Origin of the sequence: Streptomyces sp. NPDC020681 (assembly GCF_044334895.1) — a bacterium.
GTDB lineage: Bacteria > Actinomycetota > Actinomycetes > Streptomycetales > Streptomycetaceae > Streptomyces.
In genome coordinates this window covers 227,909-249,275 of record NZ_JBIRTX010000008.1, presented here as the reverse complement: position 1 = coordinate 249,275, position 21,367 = coordinate 227,909, and the positions used below count along the sequence as shown (strand labels likewise).

General features: G+C 70.0%; 17 protein-coding genes. 12 read left to right on the top strand and 5 right to left on the bottom strand.

Features of this window, described 5'->3' with window-relative positions; genetic code table 11:
* The first annotated feature begins 762 nt into the window (after positions 1-762).
* Positions 763-2,145, top strand: a complete 1,383-nt coding sequence (locus tag ACH4YL_RS21240) for a hypothetical protein (RefSeq protein WP_398508938.1) — start codon at positions 763-765, stop codon at positions 2,143-2,145.
* Between the two features lie 140 nt (positions 2,146-2,285).
* A complete protein-coding gene (locus ACH4YL_RS21235) occupies positions 2,286-4,559 on the top strand; it encodes an MMPL family transporter (protein WP_398508937.1) in 2,274 nt (757 codons plus the stop codon).
* Positions 4,560-4,586: 27 nt separating this feature from the next.
* On the opposite strand, the gene ACH4YL_RS21230 is transcribed toward ACH4YL_RS21235, so the two are convergent.
* Together ACH4YL_RS21230 and ACH4YL_RS21225 are read right to left on the bottom strand one after the other, a co-directional pair.
* The gene (locus tag ACH4YL_RS21230; protein WP_398508936.1) at positions 4,587-5,564 is read right to left on the bottom strand and encodes a trypsin-like serine peptidase; all 978 of its coding nucleotides are present in this window, start codon (positions 5,562-5,564) and stop codon (positions 4,587-4,589) included.
* Positions 5,565-5,674: 110 nt separating this feature from the next.
* Positions 5,675-6,160, bottom strand: a complete 486-nt coding sequence (locus ACH4YL_RS21225; RefSeq protein ID WP_398509098.1) for a GNAT family N-acetyltransferase — start codon at positions 6,158-6,160, stop codon at positions 5,675-5,677.
* A gap of 101 nt (positions 6,161-6,261) precedes the next feature.
* Here ACH4YL_RS21225 and ACH4YL_RS21220 point away from each other — a divergent pair, with 101 nt between their 5' ends.
* The 7 genes from ACH4YL_RS21220 (at position 6,262) to ACH4YL_RS21190 (ending at position 15,758) form a co-directional block, all read left to right on the top strand.
* Complete coding sequence (locus ACH4YL_RS21220; protein WP_398508935.1) at positions 6,262-7,065, top strand: exodeoxyribonuclease III; 804 nt, start codon at positions 6,262-6,264, stop codon at positions 7,063-7,065.
* A 221-nt stretch (positions 7,066-7,286) separates the two neighbouring features.
* Positions 7,287-8,081, top strand: coding sequence for a hypothetical protein (locus tag ACH4YL_RS21215; protein WP_398508934.1), 795 nt, complete (start codon positions 7,287-7,289; stop codon positions 8,079-8,081).
* Between the two features lie 101 nt (positions 8,082-8,182).
* On the top strand, positions 8,183-10,330 hold the full coding sequence (locus tag ACH4YL_RS21210) for a hypothetical protein (protein ID WP_398508933.1): 2,148 nt from the start codon (positions 8,183-8,185) through the stop codon (positions 10,328-10,330).
* On the top strand, positions 10,327-12,066 hold the full coding sequence (locus ACH4YL_RS21205; RefSeq protein WP_398508932.1) for a hypothetical protein: 1,740 nt from the start codon (positions 10,327-10,329) through the stop codon (positions 12,064-12,066). The genes ACH4YL_RS21210 and ACH4YL_RS21205 overlap by 4 nt, the downstream gene beginning before the upstream one ends.
* A 13-nt stretch (positions 12,067-12,079) precedes the next feature.
* Complete coding sequence (locus ACH4YL_RS21200) at positions 12,080-12,757, top strand: hypothetical protein (RefSeq protein ID WP_398508931.1); 678 nt, start codon at positions 12,080-12,082, stop codon at positions 12,755-12,757.
* A 2-nt stretch (positions 12,758-12,759) separates the two neighbouring features.
* Positions 12,760-14,040, top strand: coding sequence for a protein phosphatase 2C domain-containing protein (locus ACH4YL_RS21195; RefSeq protein WP_398508930.1), 1,281 nt, complete (start codon positions 12,760-12,762; stop codon positions 14,038-14,040).
* Complete coding sequence (locus ACH4YL_RS21190) at positions 14,037-15,758, top strand: hypothetical protein (protein ID WP_398508929.1); 1,722 nt, start codon at positions 14,037-14,039, stop codon at positions 15,756-15,758. Before ACH4YL_RS21195 ends, ACH4YL_RS21190 begins: the two co-directional genes overlap by 4 nt.
* A 95-nt stretch (positions 15,759-15,853) precedes the next feature.
* On the opposite strand, the gene ACH4YL_RS21185 is transcribed toward ACH4YL_RS21190, so the two are convergent.
* The 3 genes from ACH4YL_RS21185 to ACH4YL_RS21175 form a co-directional block, all read right to left on the bottom strand.
* The gene (locus tag ACH4YL_RS21185) at positions 15,854-16,543 is read right to left on the bottom strand and encodes a Crp/Fnr family transcriptional regulator (protein WP_398508928.1); all 690 of its coding nucleotides are present in this window, start codon (positions 16,541-16,543) and stop codon (positions 15,854-15,856) included.
* A gap of 24 nt (positions 16,544-16,567) precedes the next feature.
* Positions 16,568-17,083, bottom strand: a complete 516-nt coding sequence (locus ACH4YL_RS21180) for a Pycsar system effector family protein (protein ID WP_398508927.1) — start codon at positions 17,081-17,083, stop codon at positions 16,568-16,570.
* Positions 17,084-17,245: 162 nt separating this feature from the next.
* Positions 17,246-17,881: a MerR family transcriptional regulator gene (locus ACH4YL_RS21175; protein ID WP_398509097.1), complete on the bottom strand. Its 636-nt coding sequence runs from the start codon at positions 17,879-17,881 to the stop codon at positions 17,246-17,248.
* 167 nt (positions 17,882-18,048) lie between these two features.
* On the opposite strand from ACH4YL_RS21175, the gene ACH4YL_RS21170 reads away from it, so the two are divergent.
* The 3 genes from ACH4YL_RS21170 to ACH4YL_RS21160 are packed head-to-tail and all read left to right on the top strand — an operon-like array spanning position 18,049 to position 21,355.
* A complete protein-coding gene (locus tag ACH4YL_RS21170; protein WP_398508926.1) occupies positions 18,049-19,605 on the top strand; it encodes a flavin-containing monooxygenase in 1,557 nt (518 codons plus the stop codon).
* Positions 19,602-20,477, top strand: a complete 876-nt coding sequence (locus tag ACH4YL_RS21165) for an alpha/beta fold hydrolase (protein ID WP_398508925.1) — start codon at positions 19,602-19,604, stop codon at positions 20,475-20,477. The genes ACH4YL_RS21170 and ACH4YL_RS21165 overlap by 4 nt, the downstream gene beginning before the upstream one ends.
* The gene (locus tag ACH4YL_RS21160; RefSeq protein ID WP_398508924.1) at positions 20,474-21,355 is read left to right on the top strand and encodes an SDR family oxidoreductase; all 882 of its coding nucleotides are present in this window, start codon (positions 20,474-20,476) and stop codon (positions 21,353-21,355) included. The genes ACH4YL_RS21165 and ACH4YL_RS21160 overlap by 4 nt, the downstream gene beginning before the upstream one ends.
* Positions 21,356-21,367: the final 12 nt, after the last annotated feature.

Sequence of the window (21,367 nt, the reverse complement as noted above, 5' to 3'; positions counted from 1 at the left end):
GGAGCCACTATTCACCCGGCCATGCCCCGTCCCGGGGAATGGGCGCCGCTGCGGCGCCTTCACAATCCGTCCACGACGGCTTCACGTTCGCAATGGTCCGGGAGTGACGTCTGGGATGCCACGCACAGTCGCAGGGGGCACTCCGTTCCCCCCGTCTCCCCGCGAGACAGCGACCGCGCACGATACGAGCCAACTGCACCCTGCCGGCACAGCCGCTGCCTCATGTTCCTCCCGTAGGGCAGAGCACGAAATCCTTCAGCGGGCGGCGAGGTGGGACACCGGCAAATGGCGACAACGCTATGGACGCGTGCCGGGATCGAGGGCGCCATCTCCCGAGGCGTCGGGGTCTTCGGTTTGCGCAGATCCCGCTACTGAGGAATCGCCGCGACCCGGCTGCAACCCCATGGCCCACCTTGCCCGCCTCGGTGCCTGGCTCGGCAGAAAATCGACGGACGTCGCCGAACCCGGCTCAGGCTCACTCGTGAACACCTCACCGCAGCTGAGAGCCCCTACCGGGGAGACCCGGTAGGGGCTCTTCGGCATTCTTGCGGCGGCGAAGTACAGCACGTGCGGCCGCGAAGCACAGCACGTACGCGGCGCAGTACAGCGCCCCTTGTGACGTAGGTCATCCCCGGGGTTCCACAGATTCTCCACGGGATTCATGGTGCCTGTGGGATCGTCAGGCCGGTTGTTACTCGCTGGTATTCGCGAGTCCCTTCCTGTTGCGCGTATCCCCCAAACACACGCTCCGAGGATTCCCACGTGCGTAAGCTCCCCGCCAGGCATGCCCTGTTAGCGGCTCTGGCCACCGTTTCCCTGCTCACCGCCGGGTGTTCGGCCGAGGCCGGTGCGCCGAACCCGGCCGCGGCCGGTGCCGAAGCGCCGCTGCCCACCAGTACCGTCAGCCCCGATTCCGGCCCCGGGCGGCAGCTTGCCGTCGCGGGAGTGCCCAAAGGGGAGCCGACCGCCGTCGCGCGGGCCGGCGACGACGGGAAAGCCAAGAAGTCGCCGCTGAAGGTGGCTTCGTACGACCGGACCAGCCGACGTGCCGTCATATCCGGGGCGAAGAAGGTGGGTTCGGCTTCACAGGCCCCGGCCGCCGAGGCACCTGCCGTCGGCGACGTCATCGCGAGCGGGCCCGCGCCCGGTGCTCCCGACGGGCTGCTCGCCAAGGTCACCGACGTGGCCCGGAAGACCGAGAAGGGCACCGAGGTCAGGACCGAGCCCGCGACGCTCGGGGCGCTGCTCGGCGACGACAAGGCCGAGGGGACCGTGCCGGTCGACCCGTCGACCGTCGATGTCGAGCCGCTGGTCCAGGGCGTGAAGGTCTCCTGGGCGAAGACCGGGAACATCCACGTCGGACCGCAGGGCGCGAAGCTGCCGCTCGGCAGCCTGCGGATCGATGTCGGGGCCTCGGTCCCGCTGCCGGTCGGTGAAGGCGCTCCGGTGTCCGGTGCGGCGTCGGTCGCGGGCTTCGTTCAGCTCGTGCCCGAGGTCGAGTTCTCGTACGACGGGTCCTCCGCGCTCACTCCCGACTCCGCGTTCCTCGGGCTGAGCGGCGACTGGACCTCGCAGTGGGAGCTGAAGGGCAAGGTGTCGGCGGGCGGCAAGCCGGTGCGGATTCCGTTCGCCAAGCTGCATGCCGATCCGGTGATCCAGGTCGGGCCCGTGCCGGTCGTGGTGAACCTCGACCTCACCGCGTATGTCCAGGTCGCGGGCGACGGCACCGTCACCGTCGAGGTCAAGCAGGACCTCAAGGGCGACTTCCGCGTCGGCGGCAGCTACACGAAGGCCGGCGGCTGGCAGCCGGTCAGCACCTCCGACATGACCAGCACGCCGGTACGCGCCAAGGTGACCGCGGCCGGTCAGGTGAAGGCCGCGCTCGGGGCCGAGGCCACGGTCGGGCTGTACGGCGCGGTCGGCGTCACCGCCGATCTCGCTCCTTACCTGCGAGGCGAAGTCTCGGCCACCGCCACGCCGGAGTCCGTCGTCGGGGCCTGGAAGCTCTACGGCGGCGTCGATCTGACGGGCCATCTGCAGCTCCAGCTGTCGATCTTCGGTACGCCCGTCTTCCAGCACCGCATCCCGCTGGGCGCGCTGCACCGGGAGTGGCCGCTGGCACAGGGTGAGGGCGCGGTCGCCTGATCCGAGGTCGGACCGTCAGAGAGCCCCTGCCGGGAGGTCCGGCAGGGGCTCTCTGATGCCTGCGTGCGCATGCCGTCCGAGCGATTGGGGCTTTTAATGCTGAATGTCTGGCTCCGGTCCCGTCGGGAGAACACATGTCGATGGCTCAGCCGCCTCAGGCCTCCCGTACCCCGGAGTCCGCGGCCCGCAAAGGCGTGCTGCGCCGGCTCGGCGAATGGTGCGCACGGCACGCCGTCCTCGTCATCGTCGCCTGGCTGGTCGCACTCGCCGGACTCCAGGTCCTGCACCGCACCTACGGCGGCGACTACTCCGACAACTTCTCGCTGCCCGACGCCCAGTCGCAGAAGGGACTGGACGTACTCGAGGAGCATGACCCGGCCGCCGGCGGCTACAGCAGCCAGATCGTCCTGCACGACACGGCCAAGCCGCTCACCGACCTGAGTTCCCAGATGTCCACGGTGATCGGCAACCTCCAGAAGCTGCCGCATGTGCTGTCCGTGCAGAATCCGCTGCCGCCTCCGGGGACCCCGCCGCCGACACCGTCGGGGCCGGATGTCGGCCCGCTGTCCACGGACGGCGCAACCGCCTACATCACAGTCCGCTTCGATGTGCAGCCCTCCACGCTGGAGGACTCGTACCTCGACGGCGTGGACACCGCCGTCGAGCCGCTGCGCGACGCCGGTGCGCAAGTGGAGTACGGAGGATCGCTCGGCGAGCTGGCCAGACCCGCCGCCGACGACCGGGTCAGCGAGCTGATCGGCTTCGCCGTGGCGATCGTGGTCCTGCTGATCGGCTTCGGCAGCGTGATCGCCGCCGGTCTGCCGCTGGTGACCGCGCTGATCAGCGTGATCTGCGGGCTCGCCTGTCTCGCGCTGCTCGCCGCCGCGACCACCTTCGCCACCGTCTCACCGACGCTCGCCACCATGATCGGTCTCGGCGTCGGCATCGACTACGCGCTGTTCCTGATCACCCGGCACCGGCAGAACCTGATGGACGGCAACGATCCCGTGGCGGCCGCCGGCCGGGCGGTGTCCACCAGCGGTCGCGCCGTGCTCGTCTCCGGATGCACGGTCATCATCGCGCTGGCCGGTCTGTCGGTCTCCGGCGTCAGCTTCATCTCCAAACTCGGCGTCGCGGCCGCGGTCACCGTCGTCTCCGCGGTGCTCGGCGCGCTCACCCTGCTGCCCGCGCTGCTGGGCCTCATCGGCAAGCGGATCGACAAGTACCACGTGCGCAAGCCGATCGCCGAGACGGACGCCGAGCCCGGCGAGGAGGCGCACGGGACCTGGCACCGGTATGCGCAGCGCGTCGAGCGCCGCCCGTGGCAGTTCCTGACCGGCGGCGTTGCGGTCATCGCGGTGCTGGCCATCCCGCTGTTCTCCATCCAGCTCGGCCACATCGGCGACGGCGCGGACCCCACGTCCTTCACCGACCGGCGCGCATACGACCTCATGTCGGACGCCTTCGGGCCCGGCTCCAACGGGCCGCTGACGCTGGTCGTCGACCAGACCTCGGTACCGAGCGCCGACCGCTCGGCGCTCGCCTCCCAGGCGCAGAAGGCGCTCACCAATGTGCCCGGCGCGGCCGTGATCACTCCGCTGCAGCCCACCCAGGACGGCGATGTCCTCGTCGCGACCGCGTATTCGACCCAGGCGCCGCAAGACGAGGACACGACCCAACTGGTCAACCGGCTCGTGGACGACGTGCTGCCCGAGGCCGTCTCCGGCACCGCGGCTAAGGGCTATGTGACCGGCACGACCGCCGCACAGGTCGACTTCCTCGACATCGTCTCCAGCCGACTGCCGCTGATCATCCTCGTGGTGGTCGCCCTCGCCTTCCTCATCATCCTCATCGTCTTCCGCGGACTGCTGGTCGCGGTCAAGGCGGCGGTGCTCAACGTGCTGTCCATCGCGGCCTCGTACGGCGTGGTCGTCGCCGTCTTCCAGTGGGGCTGGGGCGGCCCGGCACTCGGAGTGTCGGGCGACGTGCCCATCGAGAGCTATGTGCCGATGATGATGTTCGCGATCGTCTTCGGCCTGAGCATGGACTACGAGATCTTCCTGCTGACGCGCGTGCACGAGGCCTGGCTGCGCACCGGCGACGCGAAGGCGAGCGTCGCGCACGCGCTGGAGATCACCGCACGTGTGATCACCTGTGCCGCGCTGATCATGGTGAGCGTCTTCGCCGCCTTCATCATCAGCGACAACATCGTGGTGAAGATGCTGGGCCTCGGGCTCGCGGTGAGCGTGCTGATCGACGCGACCGTGGTGCGGCTGCTGCTGGTCCCGGCGGTGATGACGCTGCTCGGCAAGTCCGCCTGGTGGCTGCCGCGTTGGCTGGACAAGATCCTGCCGCACGTGGACACCGAGGGCGAACGCGAGGCTGGGACCGTGACCGGGACCGGCAAGGGCTGAACCGCCGCCCCTGCCGGTCCGGTTGGCTCAGGAGACCTGGGCCTTGTCGTACACCGCCTTCGCCTCATTGCCGAAGTACGGGCCGAACATCCGGTTCGGCAGGAAGGTGTAGCCGAAGCTGTTCACCGACGCCTGCAGCCCGGTGCCGGTGGCCTCGCTGAACGAGGTGAACCAGGGGCCGCCGCTGGACCCGCCCGTCATGTTGCAGCCGAGGCTGTGGTCCTGCGAGAAGAGCCAGTCCTTGGAGGAGTTCCCGCTGCAGTAGATCAGCTTGGTGCCGTCGTACGGAGAGGCCGCCGGGAACCCGAAGGCGTACATCGGCTTGTTGTAGCCGCCGTTGAAGGACAGGCCCTGTGCGCCGACCGTGTCGGCGAGCTTCTTGCCGCCCAGCGGCGCGACGACGGCCGCGCCGACGTCGTAGTTGATGTTCTCGCTCGCCGCCCACTGGTCGGTCGCGAAGGTCTTGGTGGCCGACCACTGGCCGTGCGGCGCCTGGCCGTTGTTGTACGCGGGCACGAAGACCCAGTTGGTGTGCCAGCTGCCCTGGTACTTCACGCAGTGGCCCGCGGTGATGACCGTGCTGCCGTTCTGGCTGGTGACCGAGTTGCCGGAGCACGATGCCGTACGGCCCTGGAAGCTGAAGAAGACCCGGCCGGAGGTGTTGACCACGGCGCCGCCGCCCGTCCACGGGCCGCCGGCCTGCGGGAAGGCCATCGGTGACGCCGCCGTTCCCGGTATGAGAGTCGGCGGTATCAGCGTCGGAGTGCCGCCGGAGGCGGGGGACTTGAGGGCTCCCAGTCCCGCCCGGTCGAGCGGGAGCAGATCGAGCGGGGTGGCGCCGTGCATCCGTTCCGCGGTCCAGAAGCCCTTCGTCTGCTGCTGCTCGAAGGCGTTCGTCGTGGGTGCCGGTGAGGGAGCGGCGCTTGCGGTGGTGGCCGACAGTGCGCCGGTGATTAAGGTGCCGACGGCGAGCAGAATCCCGGCGGCGGTGCGATGGCGTCTCACGCATGTCTCCTTCTGCCGTGCCCGCGCGTGGTGTCGCGCGGGCAGGGTGGGGGATGAGGCGGTGCGGATCGGCGTGCGTGAGGCAGAGTGCCACGGGAAACGCAGAAATGTCAGGGTCGCGACAACAGCTTGGTGAAGCAGCGGCTGTTCTCGTACTCGCGGTAGTGGCCGAATTTCTTCGTAGCCGGCGTGTAGCCGCTGGAGGTGTAGAGCTCGATGGCCTCGGGCTGCGCGGTGCCGGTCTCCAGCACCATGCGCGTACGGCCCGCGGCCCGGGCGTCGTCCTCCAGGGCGGCGAGCATCCGGCGAGCGAGCCCCAGACCCCGGGCCTCCGGGATCACATACATGCGCTTGAGCTCGGCGTCGCCGTCCTCGTAACCCTCGTCGTTCCGCTCGTGCGAACGCCAGCCGCCGGTCGCGACGGGACGGCCCTGCTTGTCGTACGCGATCAGATACCGCCCGTGCGGCGGCAGGAACATCGAGGTGTCGAGGGGCGTGACATCGCCCCCGTCCCCATAACGCTCGGCGTATTCGAGCTGAACCTCGTCATTGAGCTTGACGGCATCGGGGTGGTCGAAGGCGACGGCGCGGAACATCACGCCGCCGAGGGTACATGCATGCGAATACATCCGGCCGGTGGCCGGTCGGCACCCGGCCCATGGGCACCCGGCCCGTGGGCGGTCGGTAGGGTGCCGGGATGCTCACCGTGACGACAGTGAATGTGAACGGTCTCCGCGCCGCGGCCAAGAAGGGTTTCGTGGAGTGGCTGGCCGGTACCGCCGCCGACGCGATCTGCCTCCAGGAAGTACGGGCCGAACCGCACCAGCTCCCGGACGAGGTGCGCGAGCCCGACGGCTGGTTCACGGCACACGCACCGGCAGGCGCGAAGGGCCGCGCGGGTGTCTCCCTCTACACGCGGCGTGAGCCGGACGCGGTGCGCATCGGCTTCGGATCGAGCGAGTTCGACCTCAGCGGCCGGTACATCGAGGCGGATCTGCCGGGTGTCACGGTCGCCAGCCTGTACCTGCCGTCCGGCGAGGTGGGCACGGAGCGCCAGGACGAGAAGACCCGGTTCATGAAGGAATTCCTGGAGTATCTGCGCGAACTGAAGACGCGGGCGGCGGCGGACGGACGCGAGGTCGTGGTGTGCGGCGACTGGAACATCGCGCACCGCGAGGCGGACCTCAAGAACTGGAAGGGCAACAAGAAGAACTCCGGCTTTCTGCCGGAGGAGCGCGAGTGGCTGTCCCGCGTCCTCGACGCGGACGAGGCGGCGTACGTGGACGTGACGCGGGCGCTGCACCCGGACGAGGAGGGGCCGTACACCTGGTGGTCGTACCGCGGGCGGGCCTTCGACAATGACTCGGGATGGCGCATCGACTACCAAATCGCGACGCCCGGTCTGGCGGACCGCGCGGTGAAGGCATGGGTGGAGCGGGCGGCGACGCACGAGGAGCGCTGGAGCGACCATGCGCCGGTGACGGCGGTCTACGAGCTGTAGCGGTCACGGCACCATATTGGCGCAGCCAATCGATCCCGGGACATTTGTTCAACTCAACCGAATAGCCAGTGGACTTGAGTGATCGGCAGGCGTTCATTGCCGCAAGAATCCCGATCCCACTCGGTCAATTTCTGCTATGAGTCAACTGGCGTATACCCGTGCTGCGGCGATGTCGTACTACTGAGACAGCTGATCGACAGCAGCCTCGGGAGGTACGTCACATGGCTGGTCACGCCACACATCGCTGGATCGTGGTCCTGGACATCGAGAACTTCAGTGTGCGGACCGATCCGGTTCAGCGGTCGGTGCGCGCCGCGATGTACGAGACCCTCAAAGGCGCGATGGAGCGGTCAGGGCTGCCGGTCGGCGACATTGTGTACGAGGACCGTGGCGACGGCGTTCTGATGATCGTGCCCGGCACGGTTTCGCCGCTGCTGCTCGCCGGGCCCTTCATTCGCGAGCTGGACGACGAACTCGCCCAGAAAGGCGCGATGTTCAGCAAGGCGCATGCCCTGCGGTTCCGCGTTTCGCTGCATCAGGGGCTCGTCGCGCGGGACGCGGAGGGCTGGTCCGGTGACGCGGTCAACACCGCCTGCCGGCTGGTGGACGCGCAGCCGCTGCGCGATGTGCTGGTCGCCGCTCCCTCCGCCCGCATGGTGTTCATCGTCTCGGACGAGACCTACCGCGGCGTGATCAGGCACGGCCACCGCGGAATCGACCCGGCCGCCTATCTGCCGATGCGGTTCGCCACCAAGCACGGCGAGGTCGTCCACAGCTGGATCACCGTGCCCGGTTGTCCGGCGCCGCCCGGCCTTCCGCCGGCCGGTGAGGACGGCGGCACGGAGGACGGCACGGAGGACGGTGCGAAGGAGCAGGGCGCAGCCGGTGGGGTGGCGTCACTCGGACCTCAGGCGCCCGCGGGTTCGGTCACCTTCAACACCGGGACCGTCAAGGGTGATCAGTTCGCCGGCAACAAGACCGTCCATGTGAACACCGACGGGCCGGTGCGGCCGTGACCGTACCAGCACCAGGAGCCCCGGCCGCCGGCGCCGCAGGGGGGAGCCCGCCGGCGGCCGGTTCAGGGGGGCCGGGAGCGGGCGGGGCGCCGGACAGCGCCGTGCCGCCCGCTCCGGTCCACGGGGGCGACGCCGCGGGCAGACCCGCGTCCGGTGAACAGGGCCCGGACGGTGCGGCGGCCAAGGAGGAAGCGCCGAAGTCGGGCCCCGGAGCGGAGTCGTTCGAGGCGACCGGGCGGATGGGTCAGGGCTCGCAGCGCCACGGCCATCTGCAGAACGCGGTCGCGAACGTCGAGGGCGACATCGTCGGCGGCGACAAGTACGTACTGCTCCTGGGTGGCCGGAAGAAGCAGCTGCGCACGCTGTCGCCGCTGATCGAGGAGCGGGTGCGGTTCGCGTACTACCAGCCGTTGTGCTTCACCGCCGCGGGTGAGGCACTGCGCAAACAGAACCTGCTGATCCTGCGCGGCGCTCCCGGGTACGGCAAGTCGGCCATGGCCGTACGCCTGCTGATGGGCGCCTGCCCGGGCGGCCGCGTGTACCACCTCGACAGCGATGTGGACTTCGCCTCGCTCGCGGACCAGCTGGAGAGCGGCAACGGCGGGATCGAGCGCGGCGTCGGCTTTCTGCTCGACCAGCCGGCCGACATCGGCAATCTGGACCGGGAGGTCTTCGAGAAGGTCCAGGGGGCGCTGTCCCAGGCCGGTGCCTGGATGGTGCTGACCGTGTCCAGCACCGAAGTGTCCGACAGTGAACTGCTCAGCGGCGTACTGGATGTGGGCGAGGAACCCGACCAGCACGCCGTCGTCCGCGCCCATGTCCGCTGGCGGCTCGGCGAGCGCGTCGGGGACCGGCTGCTGGCCAGGCCCGATGTGTACGACCTGCTCGCGGAGCTGCTCGCGGGCGACCCCGCGTGCCAGCAGGCCGGTGAACTCGCCGCGGCGCTCTGCGAGGAGTACGAGTCGGGGGAGGTCAGCGCGGACCGGCTCAGGGAGCGCCGGGCGCGTGTGGAGGCCGAGGACTTCGAGATCTGGGCGGAGAACCTGCCTGACACGGCGGCCCGCAGTTTCGCGCTGGCGCTCGCCGTGCTGAACGGCCTGCCGCAGGAGAACGTCGCGCGGGCGGCGCGCGCCCTGCGCGACCGGCTCGAGGACGACTCCCCGTACATCAGGGCTGCGGGGCCCGACGGCCGGTACCCGCAGCCCCGGGAGCTGTTCGCGGTGCCGAGACGCAGACAGCTCACCCGGCTGCGGGCCCGTGTGGTGACCAAGTCCGACGGTGAGCCGGGCGAGGCGCTGGAGTACAAGGACCCGGACTATCCGCGGATGGTGATCCGGCACGCCTGGACGCAGTACGAGATCCAGGAGGAACTGCTCGACTGGCTGGGCGAGTTGGTGATGGACGCGTCCGAAGAGGTGCGGGTGTACGCGGCCGCCGGTCTCGGCGTTCTCGCCGCCGACGCTTTCGGCCATGTGTCGGCGCGGATTCTCCAGCCCTGGGCGCACAGCGAGAGCGCGTACCGCCGAGCGGCCGTGGCGTACGCACTGTCCGTCGGCTGCCGCGACCCATGGATCCGGGAACAGGCCGAAGCCATGGTCGAGTCCTGGCTCGGCGACCGCAGCCGCCCGCTGGGCCAGGCGACGGCCGCACGCGTGCACGGTCTCGGCGCGGTGACCGACCGTGCGGTGGAGGAGATCGGGCGGCTGGCCGTCGTCGACAACGTGACCGTCGCGGTGGCGGTCGGGTGCAGCCTGGCCGACCTGCTGGCGGACGACTTCGACCTCACGGCGTCCGTGCTGTACATGCTCCACCAGCAGTCGGACGACTACCGCGCCAGGCCCACCGCACTGCTGTCCTTCCTGATCCTCGCTGCCCAGCTCGTCATCGACACCGAGGAACGCGGCACGGCCGGGCAGTCGCCCGACCGGCCGGCGCTGCTGTATCTGGCCCACCGGAAGCCCGAGTTGCAGGAGCCGTTCATCCGGCTCTGGCGCGCGGCCTTGAACCAGGCCTTCTTCGACGAGGAGGCGGCGCAGGTGATGCGGATCTGGGCGGCGCTCGCCGAGCGCGACCCGGAGCTGCGCGAGATGTTCCGTCTGATGATCGGCGCGATCGCTTACGGGGACGAGCGCTCGGGCCGGATCCTGCGCCGGTGTGCGGACGAGTGGACGCACCCGGACAACCTGACGCCGCTGCCGCTGGCGGCCGCCACCGTTCATGCCCAGCTCGATGTGGAGAAGGTGTTGTGACCGTCTCGCTGATTCTCAATGAACGCCCGATCCCACGCAGCCAGGTGGGCGAGCTGCCGAACCTGCCGCCGAGTGTGGCGATCGTCTATCCGGTCGAAGGCGCTCCGTGGGAGGTCGAGACCATCCGTACGCGCACGCAGCGCTGGCTGGGCAAGAACCGGTCCTGCTACGCCGTCGACCTCAGCGACCACCGGCGTATCGCGAAGCTCTCCGAAACCCCGCTGACGTGCGACGACGGTGGGCATCGCTTCGAGGCGAGGATCGACGTCGGATTCCGGGCCCATGACCCGGTGCGGCTGGTGCGCGGCAACGTCCAGGACGCGCAGTCCGTGGTCTACGGCCATCTGACCCACCAGATGCGCCTGATCGCGGCAGGGTTCCCCATCACCGAAGCGCCGGCCGCTCAGACAAGGATGAACCAGGCCTTCGCCCAGGACATTCATCTTGCCGAGGGCATCACCATCTACCACTGCACCGTGCAGCTGGAACCGGACACCGCATCGCGCGAGTTCATCCGCCGGCTGCGGGAGGCGGAACGGCAGCGCAAGCTGGCCGAGCAGTCGATCGTCCTTGCCGAAGGACAGGCGTGGGGCGCCGAATCGGTCGAGGACATCAAGCACCAGGCGCGGCTCGCCCGCGAGGAGCGGGAACGCAAGGTGCTGGCCGGCGTCCAGCTCGACTTCGCGGGTCTGGTCCGAGAACACCTGACCAAGCACCCGAACGACACCCATGAGGCCATGGGTCTTTTGATGCGTCTTGAGGAGTCCCGGCTCGGCCAGGCGGAGATCCAGGAACAGCGCCATGTGGAGATGGTCAAGTACCTGATCGACAAGGGCGTGGTCAGGGACGTCGATCTGCCGGGCGTACGCAACGGAGTGCTGGGCGCGAGCGGCCCGGGGATGGCGGGTGCGCTGCCGCAGTCGGGGCGGGCGGCCGCGGCGGGCCCCGCGCCCGCGATCGGGCCCGGGCATGCGGTGCCGGCGCCCGGTCATCAGGCGGCGGCGGTGAGTCCGCAGCCCGGGCAGGCCCCCGTCCGTATGTGGAACGTTCCCGGCGCACAGCCCGCCCCGTCCGCGCCGGCCACCGGCCTGGTCCCGGTCTATGTGGTGCTCGACGCCTCGGCGGCCGCGTCGGGCTGCGCGACCGAACTGGGCAACGCTCTGCGGTCGTTGCAGACCCTGCTGGCCAACAGCCCGGACGTGTCCGCCGCCGTACGGCTCTCTGTGCTCTCGTACGCGGACACCGCCGAGGTGCTCCTGCCGCTCACCGAGGTGACCTGGCAGACGGGCATCCCGGATCTCCGCGGCGGGCCCGGCTGCCGGTACTCGCCGGCGTTCCGGAAGCTGCTGGACCTGGTGCCGCTGGAGACGGAGCGGCTCAAGCAGCAGGTGGCGCGGGTGCTGCGGCCGGTGGTCTTCCTCCTCGCCGTGGGGGACGCCGAGGACACGCCCCAATGGGGTGATGTGCGGGCGGAGCTGATGCAGCACAAGTACCACCCGCACCTGGTGGCGTGCGGCATCGGCGGGGTCGGCGACCGCACCGTCGAACGACTGGCGAGCCGGCCGGAGCTGGGCGTCGTGGCGGTTCCCGGGGCGGATCTCGCGCAGTCGGCGGTGCAGTTCTCCGTGCTGCTGCAGAACACCGTGCTGCATCTCGGACGGAGTGCGCTGGCGGGCGGGATGGAGCTTCGCCTGGACTGTCCGCAGGGCCTGATTCCCGTCAAGAACGCATCGTAGAAAGGAAACACCCATGGCCGAGACGCTCGGGCAGCTGCTGCCGGTGTATGTGCTGGCGGACGAGTCCTATTCCATGGCCTCTCATGTCGGCGACCTCAACGACGGCATGAAATCACTGCACATGGCCTTGCTCGGAGAGCCGATGGCAGCGGCCAAAGTGCGGTTCTCCGTGCTGGGATTCTCCAACAAGGTCACGGAACACCTGATTCTCGCGGACCTGAGGGGCGAGAGCGAGCTGCCCCGGCTGTCGGCAGGCGGCGGGACCAGCTACGAGGCGGCCTTCAGCGCACTGCTCCAGCGGGTGCCGCAGGATGTGCGCAGCCTGAAGAGCCAGGGCTACCGGGTGCACCGTCCCGCGGTCTTCTTCCTCAGCGACGGACAGCCCAATCCGGGTGAGAACTGGATGGAGGTGCACCGCAGACTCACCGACCGCTCGATCACGAGCGCGGCGCCCAATGTCATCGCCTTCGGCATCGGTGAGGCGGAGGCCGGAGCCATCCTCAATGTTGCCACGCAGTCGGATTTCGCCTTCATGTCCCTGCCCGGGTCGCAACTCGGGGACTCCATCGCCAAGTTCTTCACCGCGCTCACCAAGAGCGTCGTGGAGTCCGGCAATGCGATGGCGTCGGGGCAGGCGGAGCTGGTCGTGGAGAAGCCCGAGGGTTTCCGGCTCGCGATCGACGAGGTGTGACGGTGGTGTTCGGCAGAAAGAAGGAGCGCGCGGAGGACCAGAAGGAGTCCGCGCCCTCCGAGTCATCGGCACCTCCGGCGTCTGTGCCGCCGCCCGGGCCCACTCCGCCCGCGCCGCCCCCGCCCCCGCCGCCGCGCCCGCGGCAGGCGGGCGGCGGCTATGTGCAGCCGCAGTATCTGGAGCCGGGGTACGCGCAGCCTCAGTACGGGGAAGCGGGACAGGGGTACGCGCAGCCTCCGCAGCAGCGCAGGCAGGAGGCCCCGCCGCAGCAACCGCCCGCGACACGGCCGCGCACTCCGGAACCGCACCACGGACCGCGGCACGCTCCGGTACCTCAGCATGCTCTGGTGCCTCAGCATGCCCCGGTACCGCAGCGCGCTCCCGGGCCGCGGCGGCCGGGGCCCGACCGGTGGGACCGGATCGTGCTCGGCCGGGCCGCGGCCGTGCCGGAACCGAAGCCGCCGCCCACGGACCCGTACCGCCCGGACACCGTCTTCGACGGGTGGTCGACGCCGAGCCTCACGGTGAGGCTCGCTTCCGTACGCGGCGACGAGCACCGGTGCAGCGGACGCCCGCGGCAGGACGACATCGCGGTCGCCTGGCACGAGCGCACCGACACCGTCGTCTTCGCGGTGGCGGACGGGGTGTCCGCGGCCCCGCTGTCGCACATCGGCGCGGCCCTGGCCTGCCGTACCGCCGTCAGCGATGTACTCGGACAGCTCGACGAGGACCGGGCGAAGCCGGACTGGACACGTGTCGTGCAGGCCGCTGCCTATCAGCTGCTGATGCGGATCGCCCGGTCCGGCGAGCCCACCGACGAGCACCGCAAGGAGGCCCTTGCCCAGCTCGCGACCACCCTGGTGGCGGGCCGGGTCTTCGCGCTGTCCGACGGCGGCCTCCAGGCCGACCTGGTCCATGTCGGGGACACGGCGGCCTGGCATCTGGCCGACGGGCGCTACTACCCGTTGCTGGATGTGGAAGGTGACGACGACATCTCCACGTCCGCGGTACTGGCGCTGCCGCGGCTGCCTCCGACGCTGCGTCCCAGGTCGTACCGGCTGTCTTCGCAGGGCGCGCTGCTGGTGGGCACCGACGGCTTCGGAGTGCCGCTGGGCGACGGCACGGGCCTGGTCGGCGACTTGATGAACCAGGAGCTGGCCCGTCCGCCGCGCGAGCCCAGAACACTCGCGCATCTGCTGGACTTCTCCCGGGAGACCTTCGACGACGACCGCACGCTGCTCGCCGTCTGGCCGCGGCAACTCCTCGCCGAAGGGACGCCATGAGCGCCGCCGCCGCCCGCGTCCAACTGACCTCCGTCGTCAAGGGAGCTCAGCTCGGCAAGGGCGGCCAGGGCACTGTCTGGGCCGTGGAGAAGCGGCTGATCAACGGCGAATGGCCGGTCGCGTTCAAGGAGTACGACAACAAGAGCAGGGCCGAGCTGCGATCCGGCGTACTGGAGCGGATGGTCGCCTTCCTGCCCGCGCAGTCGGGCGGGACTCCCCGCTGGCTCGGCGAGCACACGGCCTGGCCGGCCGCGTTGGTCACGCAGGGGAACAACGTCCACGGGTTCCTGATGCGGCAGATCCCGGACCAGTACTTCCGGGTGCTGAAGACCGCGCCGGAGAAGAGGACGGCGGGCTTCGAGTATCTGCTGAACACGGACACCTACATTGGCAATGTCGTCGGGATCTCGTTCACGCCACGCCAGCGGTTCCAGCTGTTGCTGGATCTGGCGGAGAAGCTCAGCCGGCTCCACCGTCTCGGTGTGGTCGTGGGGGACCTGTCGCCGAAGAACCTGCTGTTCTCGCTGCAGGGCTCGCCCAGTTGCTTTCTCATCGACTGCGACGCGATGGTGCTGGGCGGCGAGTGGGCGCTCAAGCCGGTGCAGACCCCGGGATGGCGTCTGCCGGGGTCGGAGCAGCCGACGACCCCGCAGGGCGACGCGTACAAGTTCGCTCTGCTGGCCGCCCGGTTGTTCATCGGCGAACAGCACGGATCCGACGTGGGGATCCTGAAGTCGGCCGACGCCGCGGTCGGGCGGCTGGCGCAACGGAGTCTGGCCGGCCTGCCGGCGCAGCGGCCCGCGCTCTCGGAGTGGCTCGGCCCTCTTGCGAGCGCGGTCGGCACGGCTCCGGCGACGCTGACCCGGCCCGCGCAGGCCCAGTCCACCACCACGACCCAGACTGCGACTCCGACCAAGATCACGTACCAGAAACCGACTCCGAAGCAGACTCCGAAACCGACTCCGAAGCCGACTCCGACTCCGACGGTCGTGAACCGTCCCACGCCGACGCGGACCGTGCGGACCACCACTCCGGTGACGCCGCCGGTGACCACCGTGAAGGCGACCTCGTCCGGCACTCCTGCCGCGTCGCGGCCCCGGTCACCCGCGCCGCCGCCGCGCAAGAAGAACTACGGCTGCGTCATCTTCTTCGTGCTGCTGATCGTCGCGGGCCTCGCCTTCCGCGACAAGGTCGACGAGGCGATGACCGCGATCCAGGAATGGGCGACGTCGCAGGACTCCGGCTCCTCGTCCTCGGCCCCGCAGACGCGTGAGGAACAGGCGCAGAAACTGGAGAGCCTGCTGACGGACAACCACGGCACTCGCGGCAGTGTCTCGCAGTCCGTGTCGACCGTGATGGGCTGCCCGGGCGGCAGCAAACTGAGCGCGGCCAAAGTGGTCTTCGACGACGCGGCCGACAATCGCGACCGGCTGGTCGGGGTCTTGGAGGAGTCGGAGCTCGACCAGTTGCCGGACGGACTGACCGCGGATCTGCGGGCCGGCTGGGAGAGTTCGGCCGAGGCGGACAGGGCGTACTCGCGGCTGGCCGACGACATGGCCGACGGATGCACGACGAGCCGGGTGACGTCCTCTCAGGCATGGGCGGACGCGGAGCGCGCCAATGTGGCGGCGACGCGCGCCAAGCAGGACTTCGTCGGGGCGTGGAACCCACTGGCCGAGGAGTACGGATTGCAGACGCTGTCCTGGGACGAGGTGTGACCGCGCGCCGGATCCTTGTCCGAGTCCGAGTCCGAGTCCGAGTCCGAGTCCGAGTCCGAGTCCAGGTCCGTCCGGGCCGGGGTCCGGTCCGGACCTCAGGACCCCTCGCCGCACTGCTGTTTCAGTGCGTCCGGGTTCTCGACGACCAGGCGGTTGCGCCCGGTCGTCACCCAGCCGTTCGCGCGCCACTGTTCGAGGATGCGGCTGACCGTACGGCGGGAGCCGAGCACAAGGCCCGCGAAGTCGTCCTGGGAGAGCGGGAGGGCGATCAGCAGCGCGCCGGAGTCGCTGCGTCTGCCGTATCTCTCGCCGAGTTCCAGCAGCAGCGCCGCGAGGCGGGCCTGGATCGCCTCGCCGCCGGTCGCGGTGCGCTGGCTGTCGGCGTCCCGCAGCCGCGCGGAGAGCATCTGCTGCATCGCCGCGGCGATGCCCGGATGGTCGCCGGCCGCCCGTCTGAAGCCGCTCGCGGGCATGATCAGCGCCTCCACGGTGGTCAGGGCGGTGAGGGTGGCGGAGCGCGGTCCGCCGTCGAGACCGGCCTGTTCGCCGAGCAGATCGCCCGCGTTCCGTATGGCGAGGACCGCCTGATAGCCGTCGGCGGACAGCGCGGTGACCTTCACACAGCCCCGACGGACCACCAGCAGATGGTCGGTGAGCTCGTTCTCCTGGAGCAGTTGTTCCTTGGGCGCGAACGTCTCGAGATGGCCGGTGCGGCGCAGCTCGAGCCGGGCGGCGTCGTCGAGCAGGGACCAGAACGGAACCCGGTTCGACCGGTGCCGGTTCATATGCCGCTCCTCCAGGTCCGGGTGTCAGCCGAACGCGCCGACCACGGCGACCAGGGCACCGCCCGACAGGGCGCAGGCGAGCGACTGCTGCACCCTGCGCTGCTTGGTCCACAGGATCTCGCTCATGGCGACCAGCTGATGTGTCAGTGCGGGCAGGGGGTCGTGCCGGGTGAGCTGTTCGGTGAGCTGCTCGGGCGTCCAGTGGCGCAGATGCCCGTAGAAGATGAAATGCCCGGGACCGGGCGCGGACCGGCCCGCCCGGGTGTGGCGGGGGAGTACGACGAGTACCGCGAGCGCCGCGGAGAGTCCCAGCAGCAGTACGCCGGCCCACAGGCAGATCTCGGCCGCCGGCCCGGACACCGTGCTCAGTCTGCGGCCGGACCCCGACAGCGCCGCGACCCCGGCCAGCGCGGCCGACTCCATCGCCAGCGCGAACGACGCCTTGGCGTCGACGCTCCGGGTCCACTCGCCCAGCGCGGCGTGCACCTGCCACGCCGTCCTGACCGCTTCTTCCCGCGACACCGGTTCCCCCTGTGGCACGCGGCATCCTCCGCATCCTGCAAGGCCCGGTCCTGCAGGGCCTGATCCTGCGCTTGCAGGCCTGATCCTGCTCGGCACGAGCGTGGTCCATCGCACCTTAGCCATGGATGCCCGTACCGGTCATGAACTCCCGTTGCAGTAACGGACTTTGATCAGAAGTGATCAATGCGGGCCGGAATCGGGCGCCTTCCGCAGTCGGCGGTCCAGCGCCATCGACAGCTCCGCCTCCACCACGCTCTTGGCCAGCGGGCGGAGCTTGTCCAACTCGCCCTCCGCCGCGTGCTCGCGCAGCACCTCCACGAAGAGGTCCGCCAGCGCCTCCGCATGGGTGCGCACCCGGCGGCCCGTGTCCAGGACCGCCGAGAGCGGCACGCCCTGGCGTACGAGCGCCGCCGAGACGTCCAGCAGCCGTCGGCTGATGTGGACGATCTCGTCGCCGTCCGTCGCGAGATAGCCGAGCTCCAGCGCGGTCGCGAGGTTCTCCGGGGTCACCTCGCCCTCGAAGTAGTCGGCGAGTTCCTCCGGGCTGAGCCGGACCGGGGTCTCCTCGGTGGGTTCGCCGAGGCCGAGCACTTCGCCGACGTCCCGTCCGCTCTCGAAGGCGGTGGCGAGGTCGGCGATGCCGTTCAGTGTGTGCCCGCGTTCCAGCAGTGCGGCGATGGTGCGCAGCCGGGCCAGGTGGTGCTCGTCGTACCAGGCGATGCGGCCCTCGCGGCGCGGTGGCGGGATCAGTCCCCGCTCGCGGTAGAAGCGCAGGGTGCGCACCGTGATGCCGGCCTCTTCGGCCAGCTCCTCCATGCGGTACTCGCGTTCTTCTGCCACAGGGGAAGCCTATGTTGTACCGCCGGTAACTTGTCGGGTCGTACCCCTACCGCTCGGTAAGACACTGCTCTAGTCTCCCAACCGTGCCAGTGATTACTGGCGCGGTTCGGCGTTCGGGATGATGTCCAGCGAGAGGCGGCGGCATGGGCCAGCGGGAGCAGGTGCGGCACGGGCACGTACGGGTCGCGGTGATCGGATCCGGATTCGGGGGACTCGGCGCCGCCGTCCGGCTGCGCCGGGAAGGCATCACCGACTTCGTCGTCCTGGAGCGCGCGGACTCGGTCGGCGGGACCTGGCGGGACAACAGCTATCCCGGGTGCGCCTGCGACGTGCCCTCGCACCTCTACTCGTTCTCCTTCGCGCCCAACCCCGACTGGCCGCGCACCTTCTCCGGTCAGGAACACATCCGGGCGTACCTGGAGCATGTGACGGACACCTTCCGGCTCCGTCCCCATATCCGCCTCGACACCGAGGTGGAGCTGATGACCTGGGACAACGACGAGCTGCGCTGGGAGATCGAGACCTCCCGGGGCACCTACACCGCCGATGTCGTCGTCTCCGCGACCGGGCCGCTGTCCGACCCGAAGGTCCCCGAGATCCCCGGGCTCGCCGAGTTCCCCGGCAAGGTCTTCCACTCCGCCCGCTGGGACCACGACCACGACCTGCGCGGCAAGCGCGTCGCGATGATCGGAACGGGCGCGTCCGCGATCCAGATCGTGCCCGCGATCCAGCCCCAGGTCGGGCAGCTGACACTGTTCCAGCGGACCCCGCCGTGGGTGATGCAGCGGATGGACCGGCGGATCACCGGGGCCGAACGCTGGCTGCACCGGCAGCTGCCGTTCACCGGGGCCGCGCGGCGCGGATTGCTGTGGGGCATCAGGGAGTTGCAGGTCCAGGCCTTCACCAAGCGGCCGAACGAGCTCGGCCTCATCGAGTCGCTCGCCAAGGCGAATATCGCCCGTTCCATCAAGGACACGGAGCTGCGGGCCAAACTGACGCCTTCGTACCGCATCGGCTGCAAGCGCATCCTGCTGTCCAGCGAGTACTACCCGGCGCTCGCGCAGCCCAATGTGGATCTGGTCGCCTCCGGGCTCGCGGAGGTGCGCGGCTCGACACTCGTCGCGGCCGACGGCACCGAGACCGAGGCCGACGTGATCGTCTTCGGCACGGGATTCCATGTCACCGACCTGCCGATCGCCGAGCGGGTGATCGGCGCGGACGGCAGCACGCTCGCGCAGGCATGGAAGGACGGCATGCAGTCGCTGCGCGGCGCCACCGCCGCCGGCTTCCCCAACTGGATGACGATCATCGGCCCGAACACCGGGCTCGGTAACTCCTCGATGATCCTGATGATCGAGTCCCAGCTGAACTACATGGCCGACTACCTGCGGCAGCTGAACGTCCTCGGCGGGCGTGCGGCGCTGGCGGCCCGGCCGTCCGCCGTCGCCGCGTGGAACCGGCGCGTGCAGGAGCGGATGAAGCGGACCGTGTGGAACACCGGCGGCTGCACCAGCTGGTATCTGGACGCGAGCGGCCGCAACACCACGATCTGGCCCGGTACGACACGGGAGTTCCGGGTCGCGACGCGTGAGGTGGACCTCGCGGAGTACGAGGTCGTACGGGCGCCCGCGAACGATCCCGCGAAGGACGCCGCGAACGAACCCGCGAAGGGTGTCGCACGAGCGGAGGCCGCGAAGTGAAGGAAGTGAAGGAGCTCACCGCAGTCTCCGCCGACGGATCGCGGATCCACATCGAGGTGTACGGGCCGGACGGCGCGCCCGCCGTCGTACTGGCCCACGGCTGGACCTGCTCCACGCACTTCTGGGCCGCGCAGGTGCGGGAGTTGGCGACCGACCACCGGGTCGTCGTGTACGACCAGCGCGGCCACGGCCGCACTCCCGTAGGCCCGGTCGGAGTCGATGTGCTCGCCGACGACCTCGAAGCGGTGCTCGGGGCCGCGCTCGCTCCCGGCGAGAAGGCCGTGCTCGCCGGGCACTCCATGGGCGGGATGACGCTGATGGCCGCGTCCGGCCGGGCCGCCTTCGCGGAGCACGCGGCCGCCGTGCTGCTGTGCAGTACGGGCAGTTCGCGGCTGGTCGCCGAGTCGACCTTGCTGCCGATGCGCGCCGGACGGCTGCGGACCCGGCTCACCCGGCTGGTACTCGGCTCGCGCGCGCCGCTCGGGCCGGTGACACCACTGTCCAGGCGCATCCTCAAGTACGGGACGATGGGGCCGGTTTCGGCGCCGGAGCAGGTCGCGGAGTGCGCGCGCATCGTGCACGCCTGCCCACGGCGCTCCCGGGTGGCCTGGTCGAAGGTGCTCGCCGAGCTCGATCTCGACGCGGGTGTACGGGCGTTGAGCGTGCCCTCGGTCGTGGTGGCGGGCACGGTGGACCGGCTCACGCCCGTCGCCCATGCGCGACGACTCGCCGCCGCACTGCCCCAGTGCCAAGAGCTGGTGGAGCTCACCGGGGCGGGCCATATGACACCGGTGGAGGCCCCGGAGGCCGTCACCGCCAAGATCCGTGAGCTGGCCACGACTTATCTCGACGCGAAGGAGCAGGCCGCATGAGCAGGACAAGCCTGGAAGGACAGGTCGCGGTCGTCACCGGCGCGGCACGCGGCGTCGGCGAGCTGCTGGCCCGCAAGCTCTCGGCGCGCGGCGCGAAGGTGGCGCTGGTGGGCCTGGAGCCGGACGAACTGAAGAAGGTCTCGGAGCGCCTGCACACCGAGAGCGAGCACTGGTACGCGGACGTCACCGACCACGAGGCGATGGCGCAGGTCGCGCAGGAGGTCAAGGACCGGTTCGGCAAGGTCGACATCGTCATCGCGAACGCGGGCGTGGCGGCGGGCGGTCCCTTCATGGACTCGGACCCGGTCGCGTGGCGGCGGGTCATCGAGGTCAACCTGATCGGCAGCGCGGTCACGGGCCGGGCGTTTCTGCCGCTGCTGGTGGAGAGCCGCGGGTACTTCCTGCAGATCGCGTCGCTGGCGGCGATCACGCCCGCGCCGATGATGACGGCGTACTGCGCCTCGAAGTCGGGCGTCGAGGCGTTCGCGCACAGTCTGCGGGCGGAGGTCGGATACCGCGGAGTGCGGGTCGGCGTCGGCTATCTGTCCTGGACGGACACGGATTTGGTGCGCGGGGCGGACCAGGACGATGTGATGCGGGAACTTCGGCAGCGGCTGCCGTGGCCGATGAACCGGACGTATCCGCTGGGTCCGGCGGTCGACCGCATCGTGGCGGGGATCGAACGGCGGTCGGCGCATGTGTACGCGCAGTGGTGGCTGCGGGGGATGCAGTCGGTGCGGGGATATCTGCCGTCGCCGATCGGGATCGTCGGGCAGCGCGAGATGCGGCGGTTCGAGCCGCGGCTCGGTGAGGTCAGGAAGGGTCTTGTGGGGGCCGGGGGAGCGGCTGACGAGGCGGTGCGTACGGAGCGTAGTTGATCGAAATGCGCG

Bases quoted from the DNA above. Each gene is read 5' to 3' on its own strand.
- ACH4YL_RS21185 (WP_398508928.1), bottom strand. From the start codon at position 16,543: ATGAACCGGCACCGGTCGAACCGGGTTCCGTTCTGGTCCCTGCTCGAC.
- ACH4YL_RS21225 (WP_398509098.1), bottom strand. From the start codon at position 6,160: ATGTTCCGCGCCGTCGCCTTCGACCACCCCGATGCCGTCAAGCTCAAT.
- ACH4YL_RS21170 (WP_398508926.1), top strand. From the start codon at position 18,049: ATGGGCCAGCGGGAGCAGGTGCGGCACGGGCACGTACGGGTCGCGGTG.
- ACH4YL_RS21175 (WP_398509097.1), bottom strand. From the start codon at position 17,881: ATGGAGGAGCTGGCCGAAGAGGCCGGCATCACGGTGCGCACCCTGCGC.
- ACH4YL_RS21160 (WP_398508924.1), top strand. From the start codon at position 20,474: ATGAGCAGGACAAGCCTGGAAGGACAGGTCGCGGTCGTCACCGGCGCG.
- ACH4YL_RS21215 (WP_398508934.1), top strand. From the start codon at position 7,287: ATGGCTGGTCACGCCACACATCGCTGGATCGTGGTCCTGGACATCGAG.
- ACH4YL_RS21200 (WP_398508931.1), top strand. From the start codon at position 12,080: ATGGCCGAGACGCTCGGGCAGCTGCTGCCGGTGTATGTGCTGGCGGAC.
- ACH4YL_RS21220 (WP_398508935.1), top strand. From the start codon at position 6,262: ATGCTCACCGTGACGACAGTGAATGTGAACGGTCTCCGCGCCGCGGCC.
- ACH4YL_RS21235 (WP_398508937.1), top strand. From the start codon at position 2,286: ATGGCTCAGCCGCCTCAGGCCTCCCGTACCCCGGAGTCCGCGGCCCGC.
- ACH4YL_RS21190 (WP_398508929.1), top strand. From the start codon at position 14,037: ATGAGCGCCGCCGCCGCCCGCGTCCAACTGACCTCCGTCGTCAAGGGA.